The organism is Agromyces aerolatus (assembly GCF_031432255.1).
Lineage (GTDB): Bacteria > Actinomycetota > Actinomycetes > Actinomycetales > Microbacteriaceae > Agromyces.
In genome coordinates this window covers 382478-408084 of the sequence record NZ_JAVKGQ010000002.1, presented here as the reverse complement: position 1 = coordinate 408084, position 25607 = coordinate 382478, and the positions used below count along the sequence as shown (strand labels likewise).

The following is a 25607-nucleotide window of genomic DNA, read 5'->3' as shown; positions in this document are numbered from 1 at the left end:
CTTCCTCATCCTCGCGGGATGCGGCAGGAACAGACTGACAGTCGTAGGAATCGCCCACGGTCCCGGTGGAAGGGATCGCACCGAGTTCGACGACGCGGTCGGTGTAGACCATGGCCATGTAATTCGATCCGCGGTCCGAATGATGCGTCAGCCCGGTGAGGTCGCCGCCGGCGTCCCACGCGGCCATGTCCAGCGCCTGCAACGGCAAGATCTCCGCTCGGAGCGTGGCCGCGACGTTCCACCCCACGATCCGCCTCGAGTACACGTCGGTGACGAACGCGACGTACGCGAATCCGGACCATGTTGCGACGTAAGTCACGTCGCACACCCATAGTCGCCTGGGTGCGGCGGCGATGAAGCGCCGATTGACGAGATCCTTCGGCAACGACAATGTCCGGTCGGACCGGGTCGTGAATGCCCGCTTGGACTTGAGCACGCCACGCACCCCAGCGAGCCGCATGAGGCGTTCGGTCTGATCGCGGCCGATGTCCCACCCTTGCCGGCGCATCAGCGCATGCATCTTCCGGCGCCCGTACACGCCGTAGTTCTCCGCGTGCAGGCGGGCCACTTCCGGCACCAGCAGCTCGTCACGCACCTGCCTGACCGATGGCGCCCGGCCCACGGCAGCGCGATAGCCGCGGGCGGTGACAAAGCCCTGCACTGCCGGCCGGAGGACCCGGCAGATGAGCTCGACCCCGAAACGATCCCGGTGTTCGTTGATGAACCGGATCATCTCGGTCAGGGGCGGTCGAGCTCCTTCGCGAAAAACACGCTCGCAGCCTTGAGGATCTCGTTCGCCTTGCGAAGCTCGGCGTTCTCCTTCTCCAGCTGCTTGATCCGCTGCGCCGCGTCGGTCGAGAGCCCGGGCTTCACGCCAACGTCGATCTCGTACCGATGCTGCCAAACCCGAAGTGTTTCCGGGCTCATCCCGAGCAGCCCGGCCACGTGACGGATCGCGGCCATCGTCGTCGAGTGCTCGGGCCGCGCTTCCGCGAGCATCCGCAACGCCCGCTCACGCATCTCCGGCGAGTACTTCCTGTTCATCGAGTTCCATCCTTGCTTGAAGAACGGAACGAAAGTCAGGCCGATTCACACCCAGGCCGAAACCCGGACCCGGGCCCGCTCCCCTGCCCCGACCCTGGTCTCCGACCCTGGCGTGACGATGGCCCGATACCTGCCTCTCGCGCCGGTAATCGACGAACCCGCCGGGAGCTTCGCCACGGCGCGCGACGACTTCACCGCGCGGCATCGGCACTCGATCGATGCCGCGGACGCCCCGACGAGACGACCGCGCGACCATCGGCGCGCATGGCTGAAGCAGCCCGGAGCCTCGGCGTGGAACCTCGGACCGGCCCTGCGGGCGCGTCTGCGGGCGCTGATAAGGTGTGAAATCCGTGCAGGAATCTCAGGAGGTGGTACCCGTGAACGAATTGACGTCGGTGCTCCTCCAGGGAGTCACGGTCGGACGATAGATCGTCCGGGAGCGCCGCATCTCAGCAGCACTCCCGAAAGGCACGATCATGCACTTCACTTCTGCACACCGTATCGACGACGGTGTCACCGAACGTGAGTTCACCCTCGGCGACTTCACCGGCATCTTGTGGCTGCCGCCGGCCGCTTCCTCATCCTCGCCAGCTCCGCTGATCCTGATGGGCCAACCCGGCGGGATCGGAATGCGACGGATGTACCCGCGACTGAAGGCACGCGCACTGAGCGCTGCCGCGCACGGCTGTGCTGCGGTCTGCATCGAGCTGCCAGGTACAGGCGACCGCCCGCCGTTGCCCGGTGCGGAGCACGCTCACGCCGACCTCGTCCGTGCGATCTCCGCCGGGGAACGGCCCGCGGATGGCGTCATCGACCGCCTCATACTTCCCCTCGTCGACCAGGCCGTGCCGGAATTGACGATGACGCTCGATGAAGTCCTCGACCTTCCCGAGATCAGCGAGCGAGTCGGGTTCTCCGGCGGGGTGATCGCGATCGGCACACGTCTCGCCACCGTAGAGCCACGAATCGTGGCCGCCGGCCTGTTCGCCGGCAGCTACGTGCCCCGCACCACGATGGAGGACGCGCGCCAGGTCACGATCCCGCTGCACGTTCTCCTGCAGTGGGATGACGAAGGGAACGATCGGCAGATGGCGCTCGACCTCTTCGATGCCTACGGATCGGCGGAGAAGACCCTGTACGCCAACATGGGTGGCCACACCGGCGTCCCACCGTTCGCGGGCGAAGATGCCGCCCGCTTCTTCACCCGCCATCTCGGCGTTGCTGGTGGAACCGGACGCCCGTGAGAAGCTCGCTCGCGGTTCGCCGCGATCCGCCTCGTCAACCTTCGCCGAACGCATCGAAGGAGGCGAGCGCGTCGACCACTGTTTTCGCGGACGTGCTGATCGCCGTGTGTCCGTCCTCGATATCCCAGAGCGTGTTCTGCAGCAGGCGAGCAACCGTCCACGCGGCTGCACGGCCACGGTCGAGGTCGAGCATCTCCGTGAGGATGTCGAAGCGTCGTCGCACGATACGTGGCGCGTCGGTCACGGTGTCACTCGTGCTCCACCCGGTGTCCAGGGCAGGCCAGAGATCGAATCCGGGATCGCCCACGAGAGGCTCTGGATCGATTGCCAGCCACGGTTCACGGTCGGCGGCGAGGACATTGCCATAGTGCAGATCCCAGTGCAGCAGTCGGTCTCCGGGCTCGGCTTCGAGATCGGTGACGCTGCGCATCCATCGGCGAAGCCGAGACCGGTCGTCGCGCTCAAGTGCGTGCAGGGCTGCGGGCGCGTCGTCGAGCATCCCAGCGAGGATCGCCTCGACACGGGGAAGCCCGTCGGGGGCGGGCACGCTGTGCAACCGCGCCAGGAGTGAGCCGACCACACGAACCGCGTCGTCGTCGTCCTCGACGGCTTCGAGGGTGCGATCACCATGGAGGCGCTCGAGCAGCATCCCGCCCTGGTCGGGGTCGCTGTCGAGAAGGCGGACCATGCCACGGCCGTCCCATCGCTCGAGACCGAGGATCGCGGCCGTGGTCTCGGCGCGCGGAACCTGCAGCTTCAACGCTGCCCGTGTCCCGTCGGCGCGACGCACGGGCACGACCACCCCCGCCTCCCCCGACCGGACCACACCTTCCGGTCGAAGCTCCCACCGTCGAAGAAGGTCCCCGGCGACCGACGACACCACACCCACCCAGTCGCGGATCGCGTCATCACCGGTCTCGAACGCAGTGAGCACCGCATCCGGGACGACGAACTGTTGATCTCGGCCCATGCTCACCAGTCCACCACGGGGAGCCACCCCGACGCGCCCGAGACCGTGACCGCCTAGGGCATGTCTGACAATTGGCGCCTCTGAGCGGGACGTCCTCCTTCTGAGGCTCTGACGTCGATCATGGAGCCGCCTGTGTTGAGCGCACCCTCGGACGGCTGGTCGTCGTGGTGTGGCGCGGCTCTTGGCCGGCCGACAGTATGGCTGGGGAATGTTCACGTGTTCTGAGGAGATGTCGATGGTTGAGTCCGGTGTGGTGACGCCGCTGATGGGGCAGATCAATGGTGGCAATTGGTTGCCTGTCGACGAGGCGGAGTCGTTGCGTGCGGAGCTGTTCTATCAGCGCGCGGTTCACGCGTATATGACGATGCAGCCGGCGTTGAACGTGATCGGTATGCGCGATGGGTCGGAGGCGCACTTCGGTTCGGGGTACAACGTGCTGCCGATCTGGAAGGACCGGATGGATTCGCGCACGTGGGTGCCGACCCCGAACGCGGATGTCATCTACTCGATGAGCTATCTGGACCTGAAGAAGACCGGCCCGCTGGTGGTGAACGCGCCGGGGAATGTGATCGGGATGTTCACCGATTTCTTCCAGCGCACCATCACCGACGTCGGCGCGATCGGCCCGGACCGGGCCCGCGGGGGGCTGTACCTGCTGCTGCCTCCGGGGTATGACGGTCACGTGCCCGGCGGGTACTTCACTTTCACCTCGTCGACGTACAACGTGTTCCTGTTCTTCCGGACGATCATGGCCCAGGGCGACGGCGTGCCCGATCCGGCACCGGCTGTGTCCAACGCGGAGCGGACACGGGTGTACCCGTTGTGGACGCCGGAGAAGGATGCTCAGCCGATGGAGTTCCCCAACGCGAGCGGCACCCGGTTGAACATGATGTACCCCACCGACTTCTCGTACTGGGACAAGCTGAAGGAGTTCGTGGACTACGAGCCGGTGTCGGCGATCACTCCGGAGCTCCGTGGTGTGCTCGCTTCGATCGGCATCATCAAAGGGCTGCCGTTCGAACCGGCCAAGTGGCAGCGCGAGCAGCTGCAGCGTGCGGTGGAAGCGGCGCCGCGGATGATCCTCGCGATGGCGCAGCTCGGCCGTGACGACGAGCGTCAGTTGTACTACGACGACCGGCAGTGGCAGGCCGCCTGGTGCGGTGGCACCGCCGAGTGGATGCAGGACAGCTACCTCGACGTCGACGCGCGTGCCCGGTTCTTCCAGTACGCGTATTCGTCGGCCCCGGCGATGGCGATCCATTCCACCGGCGCGGGTTCGAAGTATCCGTTCTCGTACCGCGACGCCGATGGCGAGTTCCTGCACGGTGAGCACACGTACCGGCTGCGCGTGCCCGCGAACCCGCCGGCATCGCTGTTCTGGGCGGCGACCGCGTACAACATCACCGACGGCACCATGCCCGAGACCGACCAGCTGCTGCCATCCACGAACGGGTACTACGACATCCCGAAGAACGACGACGGGTCCTTCGAACTCTACTTCGGGCCGGAACAGCCCGACGGGGTCGCGGATGCCGCATTCGTGAAGACCGTCCCTGGCCGCCACTTCCTCGTTGCGTTCCGCCTCTATGGCACAGAGAACGCGTTCTACGACCAGACCTGGAAGCTCGACGATCTCGTCAGGCTGCGGTAACTCGCGCTCGGATCACCCGCACTTTCCATCCGGACTGGGAAGCTTCATCTGTGTCCCGTTTCCAGTCGTTGTCGGATGCCCAGTGGTCGTTGATCGAGCCGATGCTGCCGCGTCCGACGGGCCGGAAGGGTCGGCTTCTCGGATGCGCGGACGATGCTCGAGGGAATCATCTACCGGAATCGGTGTGGGATCGCGTGGCGTGATCTGCCGGAGGCGTTCGGACCGTGGCAGACGGTGTGGACGTGGCATCGAATTACACGAATCTGCGGGAAGAGCCGTCTGATCACGGAATCGGCCGCTCCCGGGGCGGGTTGTCGACGAAGATCCACCAGCTCGTCGACGGGAAAGGACTCCCGTTGGTGACGCTGATCACACCCCGTCAGGCTGGCGACTCGCCGATGTTCCTCCCGCTGATGACACACCTGCGCGTGGGCCGGGAACCAGGGAAACGACGCGGCTCACAAGGCGGACGCCCCGTCGGGCTGGACCGCGCCGACGACAAGAACCGCAACGTCATCGAACGCCGATTCTGTGACGTCGAACAGTGGCGCGGCCTCGCCACCCGCTCCGACAAACACGCCATCGTCTACCGTGCCGCCGTCCTCATCCAAGCCGCCATCGCCTGGACCAAGCAATTGTCAGACATGCCCTACCGGGAACCGGACTCCCGTGAGCAGCTCGCTGGCGGTCCAGAGCCGGCCGGCCAGTTCGCGGTCGAGGATCCACGGGCGTGCGCCGGGCGTCGCCGTCGTCGAGGCGTCGACCGGTGAGGCGATGTCGACGTCCTCGCAGTACACGCCACCGAGCCCGTCGAGCTGACGATTCGCCGCGCACCACACCGTCGTCGCCGCACCCTGCTCCGCGGACCGGCGGGGCCCGTACGCGGCGAGCGCTGCGCCGCGATCCGCCTCGTCCAGATGACGGTTCAATCCCGTGGTGATCACTCCCGGATGCACGGAGAACGAACGCACGCCGAATGGCGCCCCACGCGCATCGAGCTCGAGCGCGAACAACGCGTTCGCCGTCTTCGATTGGGCGTACGCCACCGTCTGGTCGAACTCACGCCGGTCGAAATGGAGATCGTCGAGCTCCACGGTCGCGAACCGATGCCCGCGCGAGGACACGGTGACGACGCGCGCACCCTCCGCGCGCCGCAGCGCCGGCCAGAGACGAGCGGTGAGCTGGAAGTGCCCCAGATGGTTGACGGCGAACGTGTGATCGAATCCCCGGGCATCGCGCCGGTCGGGGTGTCCGAGCACGGCGGCGTTGTTGATCAGCATGTGCAGCGGTGCGCCGTCCGCCAGGAACGACTCGGCGAACCGGTCGATCGATCCGGGATCCACGAGGTCGAACGGCCGGGCCCGGGCGCGGGCGATACCCGCGAGCGCCCGTTCGGCCCGCTCCGGGTCGCGCGCCGGCACGACGACCTCGGCACCGGCCTCAGCCAGCACCCGGGTGACGACCAGCCCGAGCCCGGAATGACCGCCGGTGACGACGGCCACGCTCCCGCTCAGGTCTCGGCCACCGAGCGCCTCAGTCGCGGTCGTCTCCCGGCCGAAGCCCGACGGGAGCGGCCGCTGCGGCGTCACCATCGCAGACCCGCGCAGCTCAGCTCGCGGCCGGGGCGGCGCTCACGCGCGCGGCCAGGTCCTGCTTCACGACCTTGCCGCTCGCGTTCACCGGGAACGCGTCGACGAACACGTAGCTCCGGGGTCGCTTGTAGTTGGCGAGGCGTTGCACCGCGAGCTCGGCGAGCTCGGACTCGTCGACGTGCGCTCCCGCCTTCGCGATGATGAACGCGGCGCCGATCTCACCGAGTCGCTCGTCGGGCACCCCGACCACGGCGGCCGCGGACACCCCCGGGTGGGACGCGAGCACGGCCTCGACCTCGGCGGGATAGACGTTGAACCCGCCGACGATGAACATGTCCTTCAGCCGGCCGGTCACCCGCAGGTTCCCGGCCGCATCGAACGCGCCGAGGTCGCCCGTGTGCAGCCAGCCGTCGTCGTCGGTCAGCGGCGCGTCGTCGTCGAGATAGCTGACCCGGGTGTTGTACCCGCGCACGCAGATCTCGCCGACCTCGTCAGCGTCGGCCTCCGAGGCATCCGGTCGCAGGATCGCGACCTCGACGCCGGGAACCGCGCGACCCGCGGTCTCGGCGATCGTCTCGACCGAGTCGCCGAACCGGGTCAGCGTCGCGACGCCGGTCGCCTCGGTGAGCCCGTACGGCGAGAACACCCGCTCGATGCCGAGCACGTCGTGCATCGCCCGGATCAACGCCGGCGGGATGGACGTCGCCCCGGTCACGGCCATCCGCAGCGAGCTCGTGTCGGTCGCCTCGAGCGCGGGATCCTGCAGGATCGTCTGGAACACCGTGGGCGGCGCCGGATAGAACGTGATGCGCTCCGCCGCGATGAGACGCAGCGCCTCCGCCGACGAGAACACCGCGAGCGGGTACGCCGCCGTGCCGCGGACGAGCGCCAGCAGCAGCCCCACGAGGAGCCCGAACGCATGGAAGAACGGGTTGCTGAGCAGCACCCGGTCGCCGGGCTCGACGCCGAGGATGCCACCCCACTGCCAGTAGGCGCGCAGCAGCTGACCGTGACCGAGCCGGATCCCCTTGGGCCGGCCCGTCGTCCCCGACGTGAAGAGCACCATGCCGGTGTCGTCGGGGCCGAGCGCCTCGATGCGCCGGTCGACCTCGGCCCGGTGCCGGGCGGTGCCCACGCCGATGAACGCCTCGATGCCGTCCCGGCCGTCACCGTCGAGCGTGATGATGGGCGCGTCGCCGACGAGGATCTCCGGGCGCTCACGCCGGTGCTCGGCGAGCTCGGTCGCGTACGGGCGGTCCAGGAACGAGAGCACGGTGAAGACCGCCTTGACCTGCGCCCGAGCACAGACGTCGCCGGCCTCGTGCACCGTGAAGCGCGTGTTCAGCGGGACGAGCGCGGCGCCCGCCAGCTCGATGCCGAGCACGGCCGCCGCGAAGTCGGCGCTGTTCGGCGCCCAGATCCCGACGCGATCGCCCGGCTGCACCCCGATGCCGACGAGTGCCGCGGCGATCGACTCGGCGCGGTCGATGTACTCGCGGAATGTCCAGCGCACGTCGCCGTCGACGATCGCGGGCAGCTCGGCGAACGTGTCGCCCGCCCACCGGGCCGCCGCGGCGATGGTCTGCACGCCGGCTGCCGGGAAGTCGGGGATCTCGTCGACGTCGCTCATGCCGCGAACCCCGAGAGCCGAGGTGCGCTGCCGCCTGCGACGATCGTCCGGCCGACCGCGGCGGCCAGCTGCGGCGCACCGCCGAGGAACGACGAGAGGAACAGCGCGCGTCGCACCAGCGGCGCGAGCGGGAACTCCTCGGTGAAGCCCATGCCGCCGCAGACCTGCAGGCCGTTGCGGACGGCGGTGTCGAGGGCGGCGGCCGCGAGCGACTTCGCGGTCAGGACGGTCACGGAATCGGGCTCGCCCTCCCAGCTCAGCGCCGTCACGGCCGCGGCACCGCCGAGCGCCACCTCGATGTCGGTGAGCCGGTGCTGCACGGCCTGGTAGGTGCCGATCGCCCGGCCGAACTGCTTCCGGCTGGTGACGTGCTCGACCGCGACGTCGAGGATGGCGCGGGCCAGCCCGATCGACTCGTGCGCGACCGCCCGCCGGGCCGCGCGGGCGAGCCGCGCGGCGTGTTCGGGGCCCAGGTCATCGATCACGCGGGCCGAGGCCGCCCGGGCACGACGCAGGCGCAGCGACGGGTCGACACCCGAGATGGGCTCGAGCGTCACCTCGCCGGCGTCGAGCACCGCGAGCGTCGTCGAACCGTCCTCGCGCGAGAGCGGGGCGAGGAACGCGGACGGGTGCTCGGCACGCGACAGCACGATGCCGTCGAGGCCGTGCGCGCCCGGCGCGCCATCCGCACCGTTCACGCTGAGCGAGCCGACCGCGTGGCGGCCGGGCGGGTAGTACACGACGGCGGGCGGCGTGTCGAGTGACAGCTCCGCACCCGCCGCCGTGAGCTCGATGAGGACCGCGGCGTCGAGCGCCTCCGAGCCGGCGGCAGCCTGGCCGAGGCCTTCGAAGAGCGCGCCGACCGCGAGCGCCGGGCTCTCGTCGACGAGTTCGAACCAGCCCATCTCCGTCAGGTCCGCCCAGACGAGTCCGTCGGGCTTGGAGGCGATCAGCTCGCGGGTCGCCTCGCGGACCTCATCCTCGAGTTCGTCAGCCACGGCGATCCTCCCGGGGAAGGCCGAGCACGTGCTCGGCGATGATGTGCTTCTGGACCTCGACGGCGCCGCCGTACACGGACGCCGCCCGCGAGTAGTACCACTCGCTGCGGATGCGCCCGGCATCGGCGTCGTCGCCGAACAGGAAGTCGTTCACGCGCAGCGCGCGGACCGCGTCGTTGACCGCGTGCTCGGCGGTGCTCAGCAGGGTCTTGTCGATCGAGACCTCGGGCCCGAGCCGCTCGCCCGCGGCGAGCCGGGCGACGGTCTGCCGGCTGCGCACGCGGAGCGCCGCGAGCGCGACGTAGGCGGTGCCGACGATCTCGCCGGCCGAGGGCTGGTCGCCCGCCTTCGCGATCAGGTCGTCGAGTGCCGCGTGCATGATCGCCTGCCGCTGCCACGCCCACATGCCGCGCTCGTACTGGAGGAGGTGCATGGCGACCTTCCAGCCACCGTCGACGTCGCCGATGACGTGGTCGGCGGGCACGAGCACCCCGTCGAAGAAGACCTCGGAGAACTCCGCCTCCCCGGTCGTCGTCTGGAGCGGCCGCACGGTGACCCCGGGCGACTCCAGGTCGACCCAGAACAGCGTCAGCGTGCGGTGCCGCCCGGCCGGGTCACCGGTCCGCGCGAGCACGCCGCACCACCGGGAGCGATGACCGAGCGAGGTCCAGACCTTCTGCCCGTCGATCACCCAGCCGTCGGGCGTCTGCTTCGCGGTCGTCTTCAGGCTCGCGAGGTCGCTGCCGGCCTCGGGCTCGGAGAAGCCCTGGCACCAGAGCTCGCGGCCCTCGAGCACGGCCGGCAGGGCGCGCCGCGCGAGGTCGGGCGCGAACGCCGTGAGCGCCGAGCCCAGCACCTCGAGCGCGCCCACCTGTTCGGGCATCCCGAAACCGGCCGCGGTCAGCGCGTCGTACAGCGCCGCACGATCGGTCGCGTCGCCGCCGAACCCGCCGAGCTCCTCCGACCAGCCCCAGCCCATCAGCCCCTCGGCGTGCAGCCGGGCGACGAGCGCGAGGCTCTTGTCGACCCGGGTCTCGAGCTCGTCGTCAGGGCGGGGGTTGAGGTCCGCCAGCTCCGCGGCGTGCTCGGTGAGCCACGCGACGAAGTTCGGTCTGGTTCTCACGTCCAAGCCTTCCGTGATGGTCATCTCAGTGTGCCGTCCATCCCCCGTCGACGGTCAGCGTCTGGCCGGTGACGTATCGACCGGCGTCGCTCGCCAGGTAGAGCAGCGCGCCGTCGAAGTCCTCGGGTGTGCCGTGCCGCGGCAGCAGCGTGTTACGCAGGATCCACTGCTGGATGTTCTCGACATTGATGACGTCTTTCGTGATCTCGCTCTCGAAGAAGCCGGGCGCGATCGCGTTGACGCGGATCCCGTAGCGGCTCCACTGCGCGGCCCACTCGCGCGTGATCGACTCGAGACCGCCCTTGGACGCCGCATAGACCGCCTGCGGGAACCGGCCGATGCCGACGCTCGCGACCATGGAGGTGACGTTCACGATGCTGCCCGAGCCGCGCTCGCGCATACCCGGCTGGAACGCCTGCACGAGCCGGATCGGCGACACCAGGTTGACGTTCAGCGTCGTCGCGATCTGCTCGGGCGTCTCGTCCTCGGCCTTCACGCCGCCGGCGATGTAGGCGGCGTTGTTGACGATGATGTCCGGGGTCCCGAACTCGGTGCCCACCCGGTCGACGATCGCGTCGATCTCCTCGGGGCGCGACAGGTCGGCCTGCACGGCGAGGCATCCGGGACGCGACGCGACGAGCGCGTCGAGCACGTCGGCGCGGCGCGCGACGACGGCCACCCGGGCGCCGGCGTCGGCCAGCACGTCGGCGAACCGGCGGCCCAGCCCGGCGGATGCGCCGGTCAGGATCGCGGTCCTGCCCTCGAGGGAGAAGAGTTCGGCGGGCGAGGTCATGAGCGTCCTTTCACTGACTCGCGGGTGGTGGGGCTAGACGCGGACCGCGGCGCCTCGGCGCCTCGCGGCGCCCGCCTCGATCGGGAAGAGGCTCGCCCAGCCGTGTTCGGCGACGAGCTCGGACAGGATGAGCTGTCCGCGGGTCTCTCCCTCGGGCAGGCGTCGGTAGCCCTGCGTGTGCCGTGAATACTGTGACATGTTCGTCTCGTCGGCGAAGCCCATCGCCCCGTGCAGCTGGTGACCGGCACGCAGCACGGCGTCGGCGGCCTGCAGCGCCGAGACGCGCAGTGCGACAGCGTCGACGAGCGCGGTCGACCGGTCGCCCTGGGCGATCGACCACAGCGTGTACTTCGCGAGCTCGGCGAGCCCCTGCACCGCGACCGCGACGTCCGAGAGCCGGAACTGGGTGGCCTGGAACTTGATGATGGGGCGGCCGAACTGCTGACGCTCGTTCGTGTACACGACCGTGTCGGCAAGGGACCGCTCGAGCACGCCGAGCAACCACCAGGACTGCAGCGTGATGACGAGCTCGGCGTTCTCCTGCGGACGGTCCACGTCGATCTCGGCGTCGATCTCGGCGACGAACATCGCGAGCTTCTCCCCGACGAGCTCGCCACGCCGGGTGAGCTGCGCGGTGTCGCCGCGGAGCGTGGCCGCGGCCCAGTTCAGGTCGAGGTCGGCGTGCACCGCGGCGCGTCGGCCCGTGGTGGGCACGAGGAGGATCGCGTCGGCGCCCTCCGGCCGCGCGAGGCGCTCGGCGATGGGGTACATGAGGAGCCTCGCGCCGGCGGCCCGGCACGCCTCGGCTGCGGCCTCGAGCTGGACCTGGTCCTCGCGCGGCGCGATCTCCCAGATGCCGAGCGGGCCGAGCAGGCGTTCGACCACGCCGGCTCGCGCCGCGGGGTCGCGCTCGAACTCGCGCACGAGGTCGACGCCGCCGGCGGCGTCGATCGCCTCGCCGACCGCCTGGCCGAGATCGGATGCCTCTTCGGAAACCGTGTTGTTCATTTCGCCACCATCCTCCGGCCGAGTGCGATGCGGTTCATCTCGACGGTGCCCGACGAGACCGTCGCCGCCTGGGCGTACCGCCAGTGATCCTCGACGGCGCGCATGAAGGTCTCGGAGTGGTCGCCCGTGCCGAGGCCCCACGCGCCGACGAGGTCCATGAGCACCTCGGCGATCTCCTGGTCCAGCAGCGTCCCGGCGATCCGGTAGGCCGAGGCATCCGCGGGGTCGAGCTTGCCCTGTTCCTGTGCCGCGACCACGGAGTACGCCATGAGCTTCGTCCGCCGGGTCGCCATCAGCGCGGTCGCCCAGCGCTGCACGAGCGAGTCGGGCAGCTCGTGCCAGAGGTCGCCCATCGCGGCCGGCGCCTCGGCGAGCAGGCGCTCGCACCTGGCGTAGCGTGCGATGCCGATGCGTTCGAGCGCGAGGACCTGGTTGATGATCTTCCAGCCGCCGTCGACCTCGCCGAGCAGGTTCTCGTCTTTCGCGAACGCGCCCTCGAAGTAGACCTCGTTGATGTGGTGCGGGCCGATCATGGCGGGGATCGACCGGACCTCGATGCCGGGCTGGTCCATCTCGATGAGGAAGACGGAGATGCCGTCCTTGCGGCTCTCCTGCGTCCCCGTGCGTGCGAGCAGGAAGCACCACGACGCCATCCCCGCATACGACGTCCACACCTTCTGCCCGTCGATCCGCCATCCGCCGTCGACCTTGGTCGCGCGGGTGCGCAGCGCGGGAAGGTCGGATCCGGCCTCGGGCTCGCTGAACCCCTGGCACCAGTCGACCTCGCCGCGCGCGATCGGCGGCAGGAAGCGTGCCTGCTGATCGGGGGTCCCGAAGCGCATGATCACGGGACCGATCCAGTTCAGGCCCATGTACTGGGGCCCGCGGGGCTCGTGGAACGCCCACATCTCCTCGCGGAGCGCGGTCTGCTCCCATGGCCCGGCCGCTCCCCCGCCCCACTCTTCCGGCCAGGTGAGCGCGAACAGCCGGTTCTCGCCGAGCAGCCGGCAGAACTCCTTGGCGATCTGGTGATCGTTCGGATCGTCGGTGAACGCACCGAGGTAGTCCTTCGGGATGGATTCTGCGATCAGGCCGCGCAGCTGCTTGCGCAGCTGGACGGTCCTTTCACCCTCAGCGAAGTCGAGCATCATTGCCTTCCCGCCGGTGTGGGGCCGGCGATACGTACCAGGGACAGACACGTCTGTCGGACGGCGATGGATCTCACGATCATCATCACCAAAGCTATCCTATAAATAATTGTGAGATCAAAGATAACACCGGATGAATCCAGCTCGCCGCGTTTCGTCCTATTCATGTAATGCTTGACCGCATGAGCGGGAACACACCGCTCGAAGCTGCATCGGCGCAGAGAGGGAGACCACGTGTTCACAGGCGCACGCACCCGGTTCGTGGAACTGAATGAGCGGGGAGGCCAGGCGCTCGGCGCGTGGGTCACCTCGGCGGACCCGTCGACGACCGCCATCTTCGGCGAGGTCGGTTACGACTTCGTGATCATCGACGGCGAGCACGGGGCCCTCGGCGTCCGCGACATCCTCGGCCACATCCGGGCCGCGCAGGCGACCGGCACCGCAGCCGTCGTCCGCGTGCTCAAGGGCGACCCGACGCAGATCCAGCAGGTGGTCGACCTCGGCGCCGACGGCGTGCTCGTGCCGAAGGTCGAGACGGCCGAACAGGCCGCTGCATGCTATGCCGCGACCCAGTATCGGGCGGGCGGGCGGGGGTTCTGCCCGATGGTGCCCGCCGCAGGATGGAGTGGCGACGACTGGACCGAGCACGCGAGCCGCTCGAATCGGGAGATCATCTTCATCCCGCTGATCGAGACGGTGGCCGGTATCGAGAACTTCGAGGCGATCGCCGGCGTCGACGGCGTGGAGTTCGCCTTCTTCGGCCTCGGCGATCTCGCACAGGACATGGGGACCGACATGTACGCCGGCCACGATCGACTGCTGACGATCTGGGAGCAGTCGCGTGAGCAGGCCGAACGACTCGGTATCCGGCTCGGCGCCCCCGGCGGCGTCGGGTTCGAGGGGACGGCGTTCACGACGATCGGCGGCGACCTCAACTATGTGCGGGCGACCGGAGCCGAGCGTCTCGCGCAGTACCGCAACCCGGTTCCCACCGGTCGATGACCGACGGCACGCATCCGCTCACACGGGTCGGCGCGGCGACCTCGCTCGAGGTCGGCGTCGGCCACATGCTCCTGAACATCGCCGAGCCGACGCCGGGCCGTGAACGCGCCTACACCCGGTGGTACGAGGACGATCACTTCTTCTCGGCCGCGATGATGGCCCCGTTCGTGTTCGCCGGGCGCCGATGGGTCGCTTCGGAGGAGCTGCGCGCGCTCGACCACGGCCGAGCCGGCGGCGAGTCCGATCCCCCGGCGCGCGAACGGTTCGCCGCGACCTACTGGATCGCGCCGGGGCACCTGAACGACTACTTCGCCTGGGCGGCGGGAACCGGCCCGCAATTGGACGCGCAGGGCCGCAACTTCACCGACCGGCGCCTGGTGTTCGTCTCGTTCGCCGACCACGTCGGCTCGGTGTACCGCGACGAACGGGCGCCGCGCGACGTGTTCGCGCTCATGGACCCACCGGGCGGCATGGTCGTCCAGCTCATCGACGTGCCCGATGCATCCGTTCGCGACGATGCGGCGACGTGGCTCATCGACGACGCGATCCCGAATCGACTCGCGCTCGACGGCGCGAGCACGCAGAGCGTGCTCGTCTTCCGCGGCGCGAGCGACACCTCGGCGATGCGGCCGGCGCTGCAGGAGGTGCAGCGCGCCTCGGACCACGACGGCCGGCGCCTCATCCTGCTCTGGCTGCTCGACGACGATCCGCGCTCGGCCTGGGCGCGCGAGTTCGCCGATCTCCCGGAGGTGGTCGCGAGCTCGGGCTGCGGCACCGTGGAATGGATGGCCCCGTTCGCCCCGGCGCGCATGGGCACCGGCGGCCTCGAGAAGTGAGCGGCCCGCGAGTCGCACGCGACTCGACCGGACAGCCCTGTCCTTATAAGAATTGACAGTCTTATATGGTCCGGCTAACGTGGTGCCCGGCTCCGCGCGTGCGCTGCCGCACCCGAGTCTTCACCGAAGAACCGCACCAGGAAGGCGCCGAAGATGACGCTCATCGACACACCAGCCCTCGCCACCGGCGTCGACTTCATCGAGCGGGCGAAGGCGATCGCCCACATCATCGAGGCCGAGGCCGACGCGACCGAGCGCGAGACCGACGTGACCGATGTCGCGGCGGACGCGATGCGGGAGCAGGGGCTGTTCTGGATGTTCGTGCCCCGGCACTACGGCGGCGGCCAGGTCGACATCGTCACCGGACTCAAGGTCATCGAGGAGGTGTCGCGCGCCGACGGCTCGACGGGCTGGGTGCTCATGGCCACCTCGATCGGCACCCGCAACAGCTCGTTCTTCCTGCCCAAAGAGGGCGCCGACGAGCTCTACGCCGGACCCAAGAAGGCGATCGCGGCCGGCTACGCCGCTCCGCTCGGCACGGCGGTCGAGGTCGAGGGCGGCATGTTCGGCAGCGCGAAGCGGCTGCAGTTCGGCAGCGGCTCGAAGTTCACGACGCACCTCGCGTGCACCATGCGGGTCCTCAACGAGGACGGCACGCAGAAGATGCTCGACGAGAAGACGCCCGACATCCGCGCCTACTTCGCCCCCAAAGACGAGATCGAGATGCTCGGCAACTGGGACGTCATGGGACTCGTCGGGACGGGCAGCTACGACTACGCCCTCCCCGAACGGTTCATGCCCGAGAAGTACACGCTGCGATCGACCTTCTGGACCGACCCGGCACTCCCCGTGGCCGGCTCGGAGCTCAACCGCGGCAGCATCGGCTTCGCCGGACACATCGGCGTCGTGCTCGGCCTGATGAAGCGCGCCCTCGAGGAGGTCGCGAACCTCGTCCCCGGGAAGAACCGCCAGGGCTACGACACCACGGTCGACCGGAACCAGGTCTTCCTGAAGGACTTCGCGACCGCCGATGCCAAGTACCGTGCGGTACGCAGCTACGCGTTCGAGGTGCTGGCCGAGGCCGAGGAGTCGGCGCACACGAACGGCGAGGTCTCGGCCGAGCTCACCTCGCGCATCAAGCAGGTCACGACCTGGGTGCACGAGGTCGGCACCGAGGTCGTGAACACGGCCGCGCTCTGGGGCGCGTCGCAGACGATCCGGAACCCGAGCCCGCTCGGCCGGGTGCTGCGCGACATGTCGGTCGCGCGCAACCACCTCGCCGCCGACCCGATCGGCCTGGTCCAGTCCGGCGGGCCGATCCTGGCGTCCTGGCAGCGGGCGCAGTGACGAAGGCGCGGGTGACGAGCGTGGCGAGCACCGAGGCGCAGAAGCTCACCGAGCTGTATCAGAGCTGGAACGAGCGGCGAGCCGTCAACCAGAACGATCCCATCGCCTTCCTCAGGAGCCTGTTCCAGGAGTGGGAGCAGATGAGCACCGAGGTGCCCGGCGTCTGGTACGAGAGCGTCGACGGTCCGGTCACCGGGATCCGGGCCGTCCCGATCGACGCCGATCAGACGCGGGCCATCCTCTACATCCACGGCGGCGGCTACATCGGGGGCAGCTCGGCCAGCCACCGCAAGTTCGCCGGGCATCTCGCGAAGGCGATCGGCGTCCCGGCGTTCGCCGTCGACTACCGGCTCGCGCCCGAACACAAGTACCCGGCGCCGCTCGACGACGTGCGAGCGGGCTTCGACCTGCTCGTCGGCGAAGGCGTGCGACCGTCGCGGATCGTCGTCGCCGGCGACTCGGCCGGCGGGGCGCTCGCGACCGCGCTCGCGCTCCAGCTGCGCGACGAGGGCCGCGAGGTCCCGGGCGCGGTCATCGGCCTGTCGCCGTACTACGACAGCGAGGGCCTCGGCGCCTCGTTCGAGACGAACACCTCGTCCGACGTCATGGCCGGAGCCCGCGGCCGCACCGGCATCCAGGCGAACGTGTCGATGTTCATCGCCGACGAGAGCCAGCGGACCAGCCCGTATGTGACCGCGTTGCGCGCCGACGTGACCGGGCTGCCACCGCACTATCTCACGGTCGGCGACGGCGAGCTCCTCGTCGACGGTGTGCTGCGGTTCGGCGACCTGCTCCGCGAGGCCGGGATCCCCGCCGAGGTCGAGGTCGTGCCCGAGATGCAGCACGTCTTCCCGCTCATGGCCGGACGCGCCCCGGAAGCCGACGCCGCCGTCCGTGCGATCGCGGACTTCGTCCGCGTGCATGTTCCTGCGAATCAGAACGAGGTCGTCGATGCCCCTGCTTGATCATCCCTTCTCCCTCACCGGCCGCAGCGCGGTCGTCACCGGCGCCGGAAGCGGCATCGGGCGAGGGATCGCGATCGTGCTCGCCAGCCAGGGCGCCCGGGTGTGGGTCGCCGACCTCGACCGCACGGGCGCCGACGCGACCGTCGCCGAGATCCGCGAGCACGGCTGGGCCGCCGAGGCCGCCCAGCTCGACGTGACCGACGCCGACGCCTCGCACGTCCTCGCCGACCATGTCGTGGCGGCCCACGGATCGCTCGACATCTGGGTGAACAACGCCGGCATCACCGCCGACGCCCCACCGTCGACGGCCGACGACGCCGAGCTGCTCAGGGTCTGGAACGTGAACTTCCTCGGCGTCGTGCACGGCTCGCAGGCCGCCGCGCGGCGCATGGTCGAGCAGGAGCGCAGGGGCGCGATCGTCAACATCACGACCGGCGGCGTCGACCGCGCCATGGACGGCATCGCCGCGTACACGTCCTCGAAGGCCGCCGCGCACCAGTACTCGCGTTCGCTCGCGCTCGAGCTCGGGCCGAAGGGCGTCAGGGTCAACACGGTCGCCGCGGGCTGGGTCGAGACCGGCATCACGCGCCGGCACTACGGCGACGGCGTCGACCGTGAGCAGGACCTGCAGGCGAAGCTCGATCGCACGCCGCTCGGCTTCATCGGCGACGAGTTCGACCAGGGCTACGCGGTGCTGTACCTGGTGTCGGATGCGGCGCGGTTCGTGACCGGGGCGGTGCTCCGCCCCAACGGCGGCACCTCGATGCAGTGGTGACACCGCGCGCGGTGCGAGGCACCGGTGAGGTGCAGATGGAGGAGTTGAGCATGCGATCATTCACGGGTTCGGCGGTCGTGACCGGAGCGGGCAGCGGGATCGGCCGATCCATCGCACGCGCACTGGCGGGCCGCGGTCTCGGAGTCGTCGTCGCCGACGTCGAGCTGGCGCCCGCGCAGGCGGTGGCCGACGAGATCGCCGCGGCGGGCGGCCGCGCGATCGTGAACCAGGTCGACGTGCGCGACCTGGCGGCGATGGAGGCCATGGCCGATCGTGCGGAGGCCGAGTTCGGCCCGACGAGCGTGCTGGTCAACAACGCGGGGGTCACACTCCGCCCGTTCCGGGCGTCGTGGGACACGAGCTACGACGACTTCCGCTGGATGTTCGACATCAACTGGTGGGGTGTCGTGCACGGGCACATGGCGTTCGTCGACCGCATGCTGGCCGGCAGCGGCGATCGGCAGATCGTGAACACCGCTTCGACGGCCGCGATCCATCCGTTCGCGGGCCACTCGTCCTACTCGGCGTCGAAGGCGGCCGTGGACGCGTTCACGATCGCGGTGCGTGCCGAGCTCGAGGTCGCGACCGACGGCTTCGGCGCGAGCGTCCTGTTCCCGGGGCCGATCAAGACCCGGGTCACCTCGAGCGCCCGGCTCCGGCCGGCGGCCGAGGCGGATGCCTCGACCTCGGTCACGCCGTGGTCGGCGTACACGGACCCCGCGCGCGGCAGCACGCTCGTCGAGACGGCGGACGTCGAGGGCGAGCTCCCCCACCGCGCGAGCAGTCCGGCGCAGGTCATCGACGCCGACGCGGTCGGCGGCATCGTCCTCGACGGCATCGACCGCAATCAGCCGTACATCCTGACGCACCCGCCGCACGAGGACCGCATCACGGCCCGCCGGGACCAGCTGCTCGCAGCCGGTCCCCGCTGAGGTGCCTTCGGGCGAACCGGACGGCATTCCCGACATCGGCCGCACCCGGCTCCTGCTGCTCGCGGTCCTCACCGCGCTCGGCGGGCTCGCGACGGGCCTGTACCTGCCGGCCTTCCCCGAGATCGCGGTCGAGTACGACACCGACGCCGCGGGCGTGCACCTCACGTACTGGCTCTACCTGATCGGGTTCGGCGCGGGCCAGATCCTGTTCGGCCCGTTGTCCGACCGGTTCGGCCGTCGCCGGCCCCTGATCCTGGCGTCGACGCTGTGCCTGGTGGCCTCGGTGCTGGTCGCGCTCGCGCCGTCGCTCGCGATCATGGCGATCGCGCGCGTGCTCCAGGCGATCGGCGCCGCGGGCGGGGTCGTGATCGCGCGCGCGATCGTGTCCGACACGGCGACCGGGTTCGCGCTCGCGCGGAAGATCAACCTGATGGTGAGCCTGTCCATGTTCGCTCCCGTGATCTCGCCGTTGCTCGGGAGCGTGGTCGTGAGCTTCCTGCCCTGGCACGTCACGCTGTGGATGATCGTGCCGGTCGCGGCACTCGTGGTCGTCGGGGTCGTGGCGATCATCCCCGAGACCCACGGTCACGCCCGGCGCACGAGCCGGGTCGAGCTCCGCGATCTCGGCGTCGTGTTCCGGAGCCGCAGGTACACCGCGTTCCTGCTCGTCTCAGCCGCGGCGACCTGTGCCCTCCTGTCGTACACGGGCGCCGCGCCGTTCCTGTACCAGACGGTGCTCGGGTTCAGCGCACTCGAGTTCGGCATCTTCTACGCGATCAACTCGCTCGGCATGGTCGCGCTGACCTACCTGTCGGCGGTGCTCGCGCAGCGCGGCGTGCATCCGGCCAAGACGCTCGGAGTCGGGGTCGGGGTGCTGGTCATCGCGGCGATGCCCGCCGCGGTGCTGCCCCTGGTGGCCCTGCCCGTCGTGCTGTTCGTCGCGAGCGCGAACCACGGGTTGATCACGGGCAACGCGGCCGCACTCGCGCTCGCGGAGGTGCGTCAGATCGCCGGATCGGGCTCGGCCTCGCTCGGGGGCGCGCAGTTCATCGCGGGCGGGATCGGCGCGTCCGTCGTCGGTCTCGACGGCGCCGGGTCGGCGACGCCGTACTTCGTCGTGCTCGCCACGTGCGCAGCGATCGCGCTCACCGCTTACCTCTACGGCCGGTCGCAGCGCGGCAGCGCCGGCCTGAGCTGAGCAGGCCGGCCGCGCGTCTCACCTGATCGGCTCGAGCGCCTTGGCCGCACGCTGCGGATCGGCGTACAGCCGCAGCAGGCTGACCTGAGTGCCGTCGATCGTGAAGACGCCGACGTAGTCCTGCTCGTAGAGCGCCCCGGTCTCGCCGATGATGCTCCGGCCCGAGAACTCGAGGACGACCCGGTTCGCGGCCGCATCGGTCGTCACGGTGTGGATCGTGAACTCGAGCTCGCGACGTTTGGAGATCATCTTGCGATAGTCCGCGGCGATCGCGGCGGCACCCACGAACTGCGCAGGGCTCACGGGCGAGTGGAACGGCAGCTCGTTGACGGCGTCCGTCGTGAAGAGCGCCTCGAAGGCGTCGAAATCACCGGCTTCGAGCGTGCGGTGGAACCCCAGGGCGATCTCGACCTGGGGCTCCACCTCGGCCGGCACTCCGGCTACCACGCCACCGGAAGGTCGTAGACGCCGAACACGAATCCGTCGCGCTGGAACCCGATGTCGCTCTCGGTCCCGGCGAGCCGCAGCGTCGGGATGCGGCGCAGGATGGTCTCGAAGACGATCTCGAGCTCGGCGCGCGCCAGGTTCTGGCCCAGGCATGAATGGATGCCTCCGCCGAGGGCGAGATGCTTGCTGTTGTCGCGGTCGAGGTCGAACACGTCGGGGTTCTCCCAGTCGCGGGGGTCGCGATGCGAGGGCGACATGAGCGGGATGATCCCGGCTCCGGCGGGCACCTTGACCCCGCCGAGGTCCATCTCCTGCGTGGTGATGCGCGCGACCGAGCCGTCGTTGATCGCCTGGATGCGAAGCATCTCGGTGATCGCGTCGGGGATCCGGTCCGTGTTCTCGCGCAGGAAGTCCGCGAGCGCGGGGTCGCGGAACAGCTGCAGGAACCCGAGCGAGATCGTGTGCGCCGTGGTCTCGTGTCCGCCCACGATCAGCACGTAGGTGTGCGCGACGGCCTGCTCCCTGGTGATCTCGCCGGCCTGGAGCTTGTCGGTGAGCACCTGGAGCACGCCGCCGCGGGGGCTCTCGATCGATTCGTCGACGAGCCGCCCGGCGATCGCGAAGAGCTCCTGCACCGAGGCCGAGAAGTCCTCCGCGGACGCGCCCGCGCGGGTGATGACGGTCGCGAGCCGTTCGAAGTCGTGGTGGTAGTCGTAGTCGATGCCGAGGGTGCGGCAGATGACGGTCGACGGGATGACGAGGCTGAACTCCTTGTGGAAGTTGACCGGGGTGTCGAACGTCAGCAGCCGGTCGATGGCCTCGTCGACGATCTGCTGGATGTCGTCGCGCTGCTCGTTGATCTTCTTCATCGTGAACCACGGCGCGAGCATCTTGCGGAACCTGCCGTGCATCGGCGGGTCCATGTGGTTCATGACGAGGTCGTTCCTGCGCATGCTGAGGCCCTTGCGCACCTGGGGGAACTCGTCCTGCCCGGGGTCGCGCGACACCGTCGCGTCCTCGAAGACCTGACGCGCCTCCTTCTGCCTGGTGACCACCCAGGCGGTCTTCCCGTTCTGCAGCGTCACGAGCTTCGCGGGGGTCTCCTCGCGCCACTCCAGATAGACCGGCGGCGGCGCCAGCGGGTCGTCCCGCAGCTGCGGGAACGCGGGAGGGGCAGTGGTCGTCTGGTCACTCGCGATAGTCATACCGTCACCTTCACCATTGAACGATGCCGAGCCTGAGGGGTGGCACGATGCCGCGCACGAGGGCGCTCACCCGGTCTCAACCTTAACCTGTAATCATTATAGTCACACAGGCCATCGGCTGAAGCAATGGACGGGCGCCCTCGTGCGGCACTCAGTGGTCGAGCTCGGTGAGGAAGGCCTCGAACTGCTCGGCGTACGCGCCCCAGTCGATGTCCTCGCCACCCGCGAGGTAGACCTCGATCAGCTGCTCGGGCGTCGCGGTCGCCGGATCGACGATCTCGATGCCGAGCTCGGACTCGACGAAGGCGACCCACTCGTCGACGTACGCCTCGTACTGGTCGCGGATGCCCTCGGCGTCGTCGATCCCGGCCGGCGGCGAGGACAGCAGCTCCTGGAGCAGGCCCTCGCGCTGCTCGTGGATCACCGCGTTGAGCTGCTCGGTCGGCGTGAAGGTGTGCCCCGCGGCCTGCCCCGCCTCGACGGCGGCCTGGTAGACGCGGAAGGTGTCCTCCATGAACGCGGCCTGCGCGATGCCCGCGGACTCGCGCATGATCTGCTGCACCTCGCTCGGCAGCGCGTCCCAGCTGTCCTTGTTGAAGCCGATCTGCGCTCCCGAGCTCGCGCCGCCGTCGACCAGCGCGGTCGCCGTGGTCACCTCGGTCACTCCGAGGGTCGCCACATTGTCGGCCGCGAGGTAGGCGCAGTTGATGACGCCTCGCTGCAGGGCCTCGTAGAGCTCGGGGGTGGGCAGGAACACGTTGGTCATGCCGAGCGCCTCGACCTCGGAGACCCACGGCTCCCCGCCCGTCCGGATCGTCTTGCCCTGCGTGTCCTCGGGCGTGACGACCGGATCGGTGCAGACCATCATGAACGGGCTCGAGTACATGTAGAGCATGGGCTCGATGTTGTGCCCCCTGAGCTCCTCGACGATGGGCTCCGCGGTCGCGTACGCCCCGACGGAGGCCGGGAAGCCGGCGAGGTTCGCCATCGGGTAGCCAAGGTTGGTCACCGGCACCGTCAACTGGCCGAGCCAGTTGGCGAGCGGCAGCTCGCTCGGCTGGTTCGACGCCGCGAAGAAGCCGACGTCGGCGAGGCCCGACGCCAGCCCAGAGAAGGACTCGGCGCCCGGGATCAGGGTGGCGTCGTGGTAGAGCTCGAACGTCACCTTGCCGTCGGTGCGCTTCTCGACCTCGTCGGTCCAGGTGGCCAGCAGCGTCCCCGGGGTGCCGCCGGCCGGGAACGGCACCGAGGCGCGCAGCGTGATGGGTTCCATGCTGTCGAGCGCACCATCGCCGTCACCCCCCTCGGATGGCGCGCCGCCACCGGCGCAACCCGCGAGCAGCACGGCGATTCCGAGCACCCCCGCGGCAAATCCAGCCTGACGTATGCCTCTCATCCACCCAACTCCTTCGTCGGTGCGCACGGGTACCGCTCGCCGCTGGCGAACGCCCGCCGGCACATGTGGTCAATGAATATAAGGAATACAAGAAATAACCGCAACACCCCGCGCGCGCTGTTGTGGTCGCCGGGGGACGTCGTGCAGGATCCAGGTCATGATTCGTCACTGCTCACTCTGGAAGTTCACGGATGCCGCGCCGGCCGACCTCGTCGACCGGGCCACCGAGGCGTTCTTCGCCGCGGCCGACGAGATCCCCTCGGTCCGCGCCTGCCAGGTCGGCGGCAACCTGGGGTACCTCCCCACCAACCACGACTTCGCGCTCACCATCGACTTCGACGACCTCGACGGCTATCGCGAGTACGTCGCGCACGACCTGCACATGCAGCTGTTCCGGGAGTACCTGGAGCCGTATCTGGAGTCGCGCACGGCCGTGCAGTTCGAGCTCCGCTGACCGCATCGACGCAGCGGGCGCCGACCGATCCCACCGAGAAAGGCCGCAGCGGCGCCGCCTCTTGGGCGGCGCCGCTGCGATCGCATCGGGCGGTGGCTGCTGCGCGCTACGCGCTCTGCGTCACCTGTCGGTACAGCGCGAACGTGTTGTTGAGGAACCCGCCGTCGACCACGATGTTCTGGCCGGTGACGTAGCCCGCGTCGTCCGACGCGAGGAAGCTCACGACGCTCGCCATGTCGGCGGGGCCGGCGAGCCGGCCGAGCGGGATGAACGGCGCCGCCTGGGGAGCCTCGCCGTCCTTGATCGCCCGGTTCGTGCCCTCGGTCTGCACACTGCCCGGCGCGACGCCGTTGACGCGGATCCCATCGGGCGCGAACTCGACCGCGGCCTGCTGGATGAGCATCGCGGCCGCCGCCTTCGAGGCCGCATACGAGCCCACGCCGATCGCCGGGGCGAGCGCCGACATCGAGGTGATGTTCACGATCGCGCCCGCGCCGTCCGCGGCCAGCTGCGGGTGGAACGCCTGCATGCACAGCAGGTTGCCGCGGACGTTGACCGCGAAGACCCGGTCGAACTCCTCGACCGAGATGTCGACGAGCGGCGACCACGGGTAGATCCCTGCGCTGTTCACGAGCACGCTGAGCTCAGGCACCTTGGCCGAGGCATCCGTCACCGACTTCGGATCGGCGACGTCGAGCACGAGGGGCGTCCCGCCGAGCTGTTCGGCCGCGGCGTTCGCGAGCTCGGCGTTGTAGTCGGTCGTGTAGACGTGGTAGCCGTCGTCGGCCAGTCGCTTGGCGATGCCGAAGCCGATCCCCTGGCCCGCGCCCGTGACGAGTGCATAGCGTGTCATGAAGCATCTCCCTTGTTGCTTTCGGTTTCCATCATTTATAGGATAAAACGGATGACGCGCCAAGCAATGGGCGCGTTCCATCCTCGGGCACCAGCAGCGACACGATGAAGTGGAGACTGGACTTGGTCACAGGCAGCACCTCGAACGGCGCCTACCGGGCGCTGGTCACCGGCGCGAGCGTCGGCGGCATCGGCTCGGCCATCGTCGAGAAGCTCGTGGGCTCGGCGCTGGCGCGAGAGCTCGAACCGCGCATCACCATCACCGCGACGCGCGCCACCCCGGAGCTCGAGTCCTTCGCCGACGCGCAGCGCGAACGCGGCGCGCAGGTGCTCATCCTCGCGGGCGACCTCGCATCGACGACGTTCCCCGTCGAGGTCGCCCGGCAGGCGATCGAGTTCGCCGGCGGCCTCGACACCCTCGTCTCGAACGCGGGCAACACCAAGCTCGGGCGACTGGTCGACCAGACCACGCTCGAAGAGTGGGACTCGGTGATGAACGTGCACACGCGCGCCGCGTGGATGCTCGCGTCGACCGCCTACCCCGCCCTCCGGGAGTCGAAGGGCTCGTTCATCGCGACCACCTCGACGAGCGGAACCAGCCCGCACCCGGGGCTCGGCGCCTACTCCCCCGCGAAGGCCGCGCTCATCAGGCTCGTCGAGACGATCGCGCTCGAATGGGGCCCGGTCGGCATTCGCGCGAACGCCGTCGCGCCCGGCCCCATCGTGACCCCGATCATGCTGAAGTCGCGGCCCGGCGTCACCGAGGACGAGCTCCGCGAGATGCTCGCGGCGCGCACCGAGGCCATGCCGCTCGGCGTCCTCGGCGCGCCCGAGGACATCGCCGAGGCCGTGGCCTTCCTCGCGAGCCCGGCCGCCAAGTTCATCACCGGGCAGAATCTCGCCGTCGACGGCGGGCTGTCCCTCACCGCGAACCTCCGGGTGCCGATGCGGCACCAGCTCACCGTGGCGTGAGCCGCGCGAGGCATCCGGAACCAGC

The 25607-nt window shown here is 69.5% G+C and carries 25 protein-coding genes and 1 pseudogene; 12 read left to right on the top strand and 14 right to left on the bottom strand.

Annotated features, from left to right (window positions below; translation table 11 throughout):
- Nucleotides 1–733, bottom strand: a 733-nt coding sequence (locus RH864_RS04830; protein WP_310516383.1) for an IS3 family transposase, incomplete at its 3' end; no start/stop codon positions are given.
- Between the two features lie 5 nt (nt 734–738).
- Entirely contained in the window at nt 739–1044 is a 306-nt protein-coding gene (locus tag RH864_RS04825; protein ID WP_310516382.1) for a transposase, read from the bottom strand.
- A 476-nt stretch (nt 1045–1520) separates the two neighbouring features.
- Here RH864_RS04825 and RH864_RS04820 point away from each other — a divergent pair, with 476 nt between their 5' ends.
- Complete coding sequence (locus tag RH864_RS04820) at nt 1521–2288, top strand: alpha/beta hydrolase (RefSeq protein ID WP_310516381.1); 768 nt, start codon at nt 1521–1523, stop codon at nt 2286–2288.
- A gap of 34 nt (nt 2289–2322) precedes the next feature.
- Here the strand turns inward: RH864_RS04820 and RH864_RS04815 are convergent, their stop codons facing one another.
- Nucleotides 2323–3258: an aminoglycoside phosphotransferase family protein gene (locus tag RH864_RS04815; protein ID WP_396129943.1), complete on the bottom strand. Its 936-nt coding sequence runs from the start codon at nt 3256–3258 to the stop codon at nt 2323–2325.
- Between the two features lie 235 nt (nt 3259–3493).
- Here RH864_RS04815 and RH864_RS04810 point away from each other — a divergent pair, with 235 nt between their 5' ends.
- Both RH864_RS04810 and RH864_RS04805 read left to right on the top strand, forming a co-directional pair.
- On the top strand, nt 3494–4909 hold the full coding sequence (locus tag RH864_RS04810; protein WP_310516379.1) for a DUF1254 domain-containing protein: 1416 nt from the start codon (nt 3494–3496) through the stop codon (nt 4907–4909).
- A gap of 50 nt (nt 4910–4959) precedes the next feature.
- Nucleotides 4960–5559: pseudogene (locus tag RH864_RS04805) on the top strand (transposase); the annotation flags it as partial.
- On the opposite strand, the gene RH864_RS04800 reads toward RH864_RS04805, so the two are convergent.
- Genes RH864_RS04800 through RH864_RS04770 form a run of 7 tightly spaced genes read right to left on the bottom strand, consistent with a single transcriptional unit; the run spans nt 5548 to nt 13201 of the window.
- Complete coding sequence (locus RH864_RS04800) at nt 5548–6501, bottom strand: SDR family NAD(P)-dependent oxidoreductase (protein ID WP_310516378.1); 954 nt, start codon at nt 6499–6501, stop codon at nt 5548–5550. The pseudogene RH864_RS04805 and the gene RH864_RS04800 sit on opposite strands and share 12 nt — an antisense overlap.
- Before the next feature lie 16 nt (nt 6502–6517).
- A complete protein-coding gene (locus RH864_RS04795; protein WP_310516377.1) occupies nt 6518–8131 on the bottom strand; it encodes an AMP-binding protein in 1614 nt (537 codons plus the stop codon).
- A complete protein-coding gene (locus RH864_RS04790; protein ID WP_310516376.1) occupies nt 8128–9129 on the bottom strand; it encodes an acyl-CoA dehydrogenase family protein in 1002 nt (333 codons plus the stop codon). Before RH864_RS04790 ends, RH864_RS04795 begins: the two co-directional genes overlap by 4 nt.
- On the bottom strand, nt 9122–10252 hold the full coding sequence (locus RH864_RS04785) for an acyl-CoA dehydrogenase family protein (protein WP_310516375.1): 1131 nt from the start codon (nt 10250–10252) through the stop codon (nt 9122–9124). Before RH864_RS04785 ends, RH864_RS04790 begins: the two co-directional genes overlap by 8 nt.
- Before the next feature lie 25 nt (nt 10253–10277).
- Nucleotides 10278–11045, bottom strand: coding sequence for an SDR family NAD(P)-dependent oxidoreductase (locus RH864_RS04780; RefSeq protein ID WP_310516374.1), 768 nt, complete (start codon nt 11043–11045; stop codon nt 10278–10280).
- A 33-nt stretch (nt 11046–11078) separates the two neighbouring features.
- Entirely contained in the window at nt 11079–12053 is a 975-nt protein-coding gene (locus RH864_RS04775) for an acyl-CoA dehydrogenase family protein (RefSeq protein ID WP_310516373.1), read from the bottom strand.
- Nucleotides 12050–13201: an acyl-CoA dehydrogenase family protein gene (locus tag RH864_RS04770; protein ID WP_310516372.1), complete on the bottom strand. Its 1152-nt coding sequence runs from the start codon at nt 13199–13201 to the stop codon at nt 12050–12052. The genes RH864_RS04775 and RH864_RS04770 overlap by 4 nt, the downstream gene beginning before the upstream one ends.
- A gap of 234 nt (nt 13202–13435) precedes the next feature.
- Here RH864_RS04770 and RH864_RS04765 point away from each other — a divergent pair, with 234 nt between their 5' ends.
- From RH864_RS04765 to RH864_RS04735, 7 genes are all read left to right on the top strand, one after another.
- Complete coding sequence (locus RH864_RS04765) at nt 13436–14203, top strand: HpcH/HpaI aldolase family protein (protein WP_310516371.1); 768 nt, start codon at nt 13436–13438, stop codon at nt 14201–14203.
- Complete coding sequence (locus RH864_RS04760) at nt 14200–15039, top strand: hypothetical protein (RefSeq protein ID WP_310516370.1); 840 nt, start codon at nt 14200–14202, stop codon at nt 15037–15039. The genes RH864_RS04765 and RH864_RS04760 overlap by 4 nt, the downstream gene beginning before the upstream one ends.
- A gap of 153 nt (nt 15040–15192) precedes the next feature.
- Entirely contained in the window at nt 15193–16386 is a 1194-nt protein-coding gene (locus tag RH864_RS04755; RefSeq protein ID WP_310516369.1) for an acyl-CoA dehydrogenase family protein, read from the top strand.
- 20 nt (nt 16387–16406) lie between these two features.
- Complete coding sequence (locus RH864_RS04750) at nt 16407–17351, top strand: alpha/beta hydrolase (protein WP_310516368.1); 945 nt, start codon at nt 16407–16409, stop codon at nt 17349–17351.
- The gene (locus RH864_RS04745; RefSeq protein WP_310516367.1) at nt 17338–18126 is read left to right on the top strand and encodes an SDR family NAD(P)-dependent oxidoreductase; all 789 of its coding nucleotides are present in this window, start codon (nt 17338–17340) and stop codon (nt 18124–18126) included. Before RH864_RS04750 ends, RH864_RS04745 begins: the two co-directional genes overlap by 14 nt.
- Nucleotides 18127–18176: 50 nt before the next feature.
- Nucleotides 18177–19058: an SDR family NAD(P)-dependent oxidoreductase gene (locus RH864_RS04740; protein WP_310516366.1), complete on the top strand. Its 882-nt coding sequence runs from the start codon at nt 18177–18179 to the stop codon at nt 19056–19058.
- Between the two features lies 1 nt (nt 19059).
- On the top strand, nt 19060–20256 hold the full coding sequence (locus RH864_RS04735; RefSeq protein ID WP_310516365.1) for a Bcr/CflA family efflux MFS transporter: 1197 nt from the start codon (nt 19060–19062) through the stop codon (nt 20254–20256).
- An 18-nt stretch (nt 20257–20274) separates the two neighbouring features.
- Here RH864_RS04735 and RH864_RS04730 read toward each other — a convergent pair whose 3' ends face one another.
- The 3 genes from RH864_RS04730 to dctP all read right to left on the bottom strand — a co-directional run bounded on the left by RH864_RS04730 (nt 20275) and on the right by dctP (nt 23181).
- Nucleotides 20275–20703, bottom strand: a complete 429-nt coding sequence (locus RH864_RS04730) for a nuclear transport factor 2 family protein (RefSeq protein ID WP_310516364.1) — start codon at nt 20701–20703, stop codon at nt 20275–20277.
- Complete coding sequence (locus RH864_RS04725) at nt 20697–21908, bottom strand: cytochrome P450 (protein ID WP_310516363.1); 1212 nt, start codon at nt 21906–21908, stop codon at nt 20697–20699. Before RH864_RS04725 ends, RH864_RS04730 begins: the two co-directional genes overlap by 7 nt.
- 151 nt (nt 21909–22059) lie before the next feature.
- Nucleotides 22060–23181 (bottom strand): TRAP transporter substrate-binding protein DctP, encoded by a 1122-nt coding sequence (dctP, locus tag RH864_RS04720; RefSeq protein WP_310516362.1) that lies wholly within the window; start codon nt 23179–23181, stop codon nt 22060–22062.
- Between the two features lie 280 nt (nt 23182–23461).
- Here dctP and RH864_RS04715 point away from each other — a divergent pair, with 280 nt between their 5' ends.
- Nucleotides 23462–23758 (top strand): Dabb family protein, encoded by a 297-nt coding sequence (locus RH864_RS04715; protein ID WP_310516361.1) that lies wholly within the window; start codon nt 23462–23464, stop codon nt 23756–23758.
- Nucleotides 23759–23864: 106 nt separating this feature from the next.
- On the opposite strand, the gene RH864_RS04710 is transcribed toward RH864_RS04715, so the two are convergent.
- Nucleotides 23865–24611, bottom strand: coding sequence for an SDR family NAD(P)-dependent oxidoreductase (locus RH864_RS04710; RefSeq protein WP_310516360.1), 747 nt, complete (start codon nt 24609–24611; stop codon nt 23865–23867).
- A 122-nt stretch (nt 24612–24733) separates the two neighbouring features.
- On the opposite strand from RH864_RS04710, the gene RH864_RS04705 reads away from it, so the two are divergent.
- Nucleotides 24734–25582 carry an SDR family NAD(P)-dependent oxidoreductase gene (locus tag RH864_RS04705; RefSeq protein ID WP_310516359.1) on the top strand — a complete coding sequence of 283 codons (849 nt, stop codon included), beginning with the start codon at nt 24734–24736 and terminating at the stop codon, nt 25580–25582.
- Nucleotides 25583–25607 lie beyond the last annotated feature (25 nt).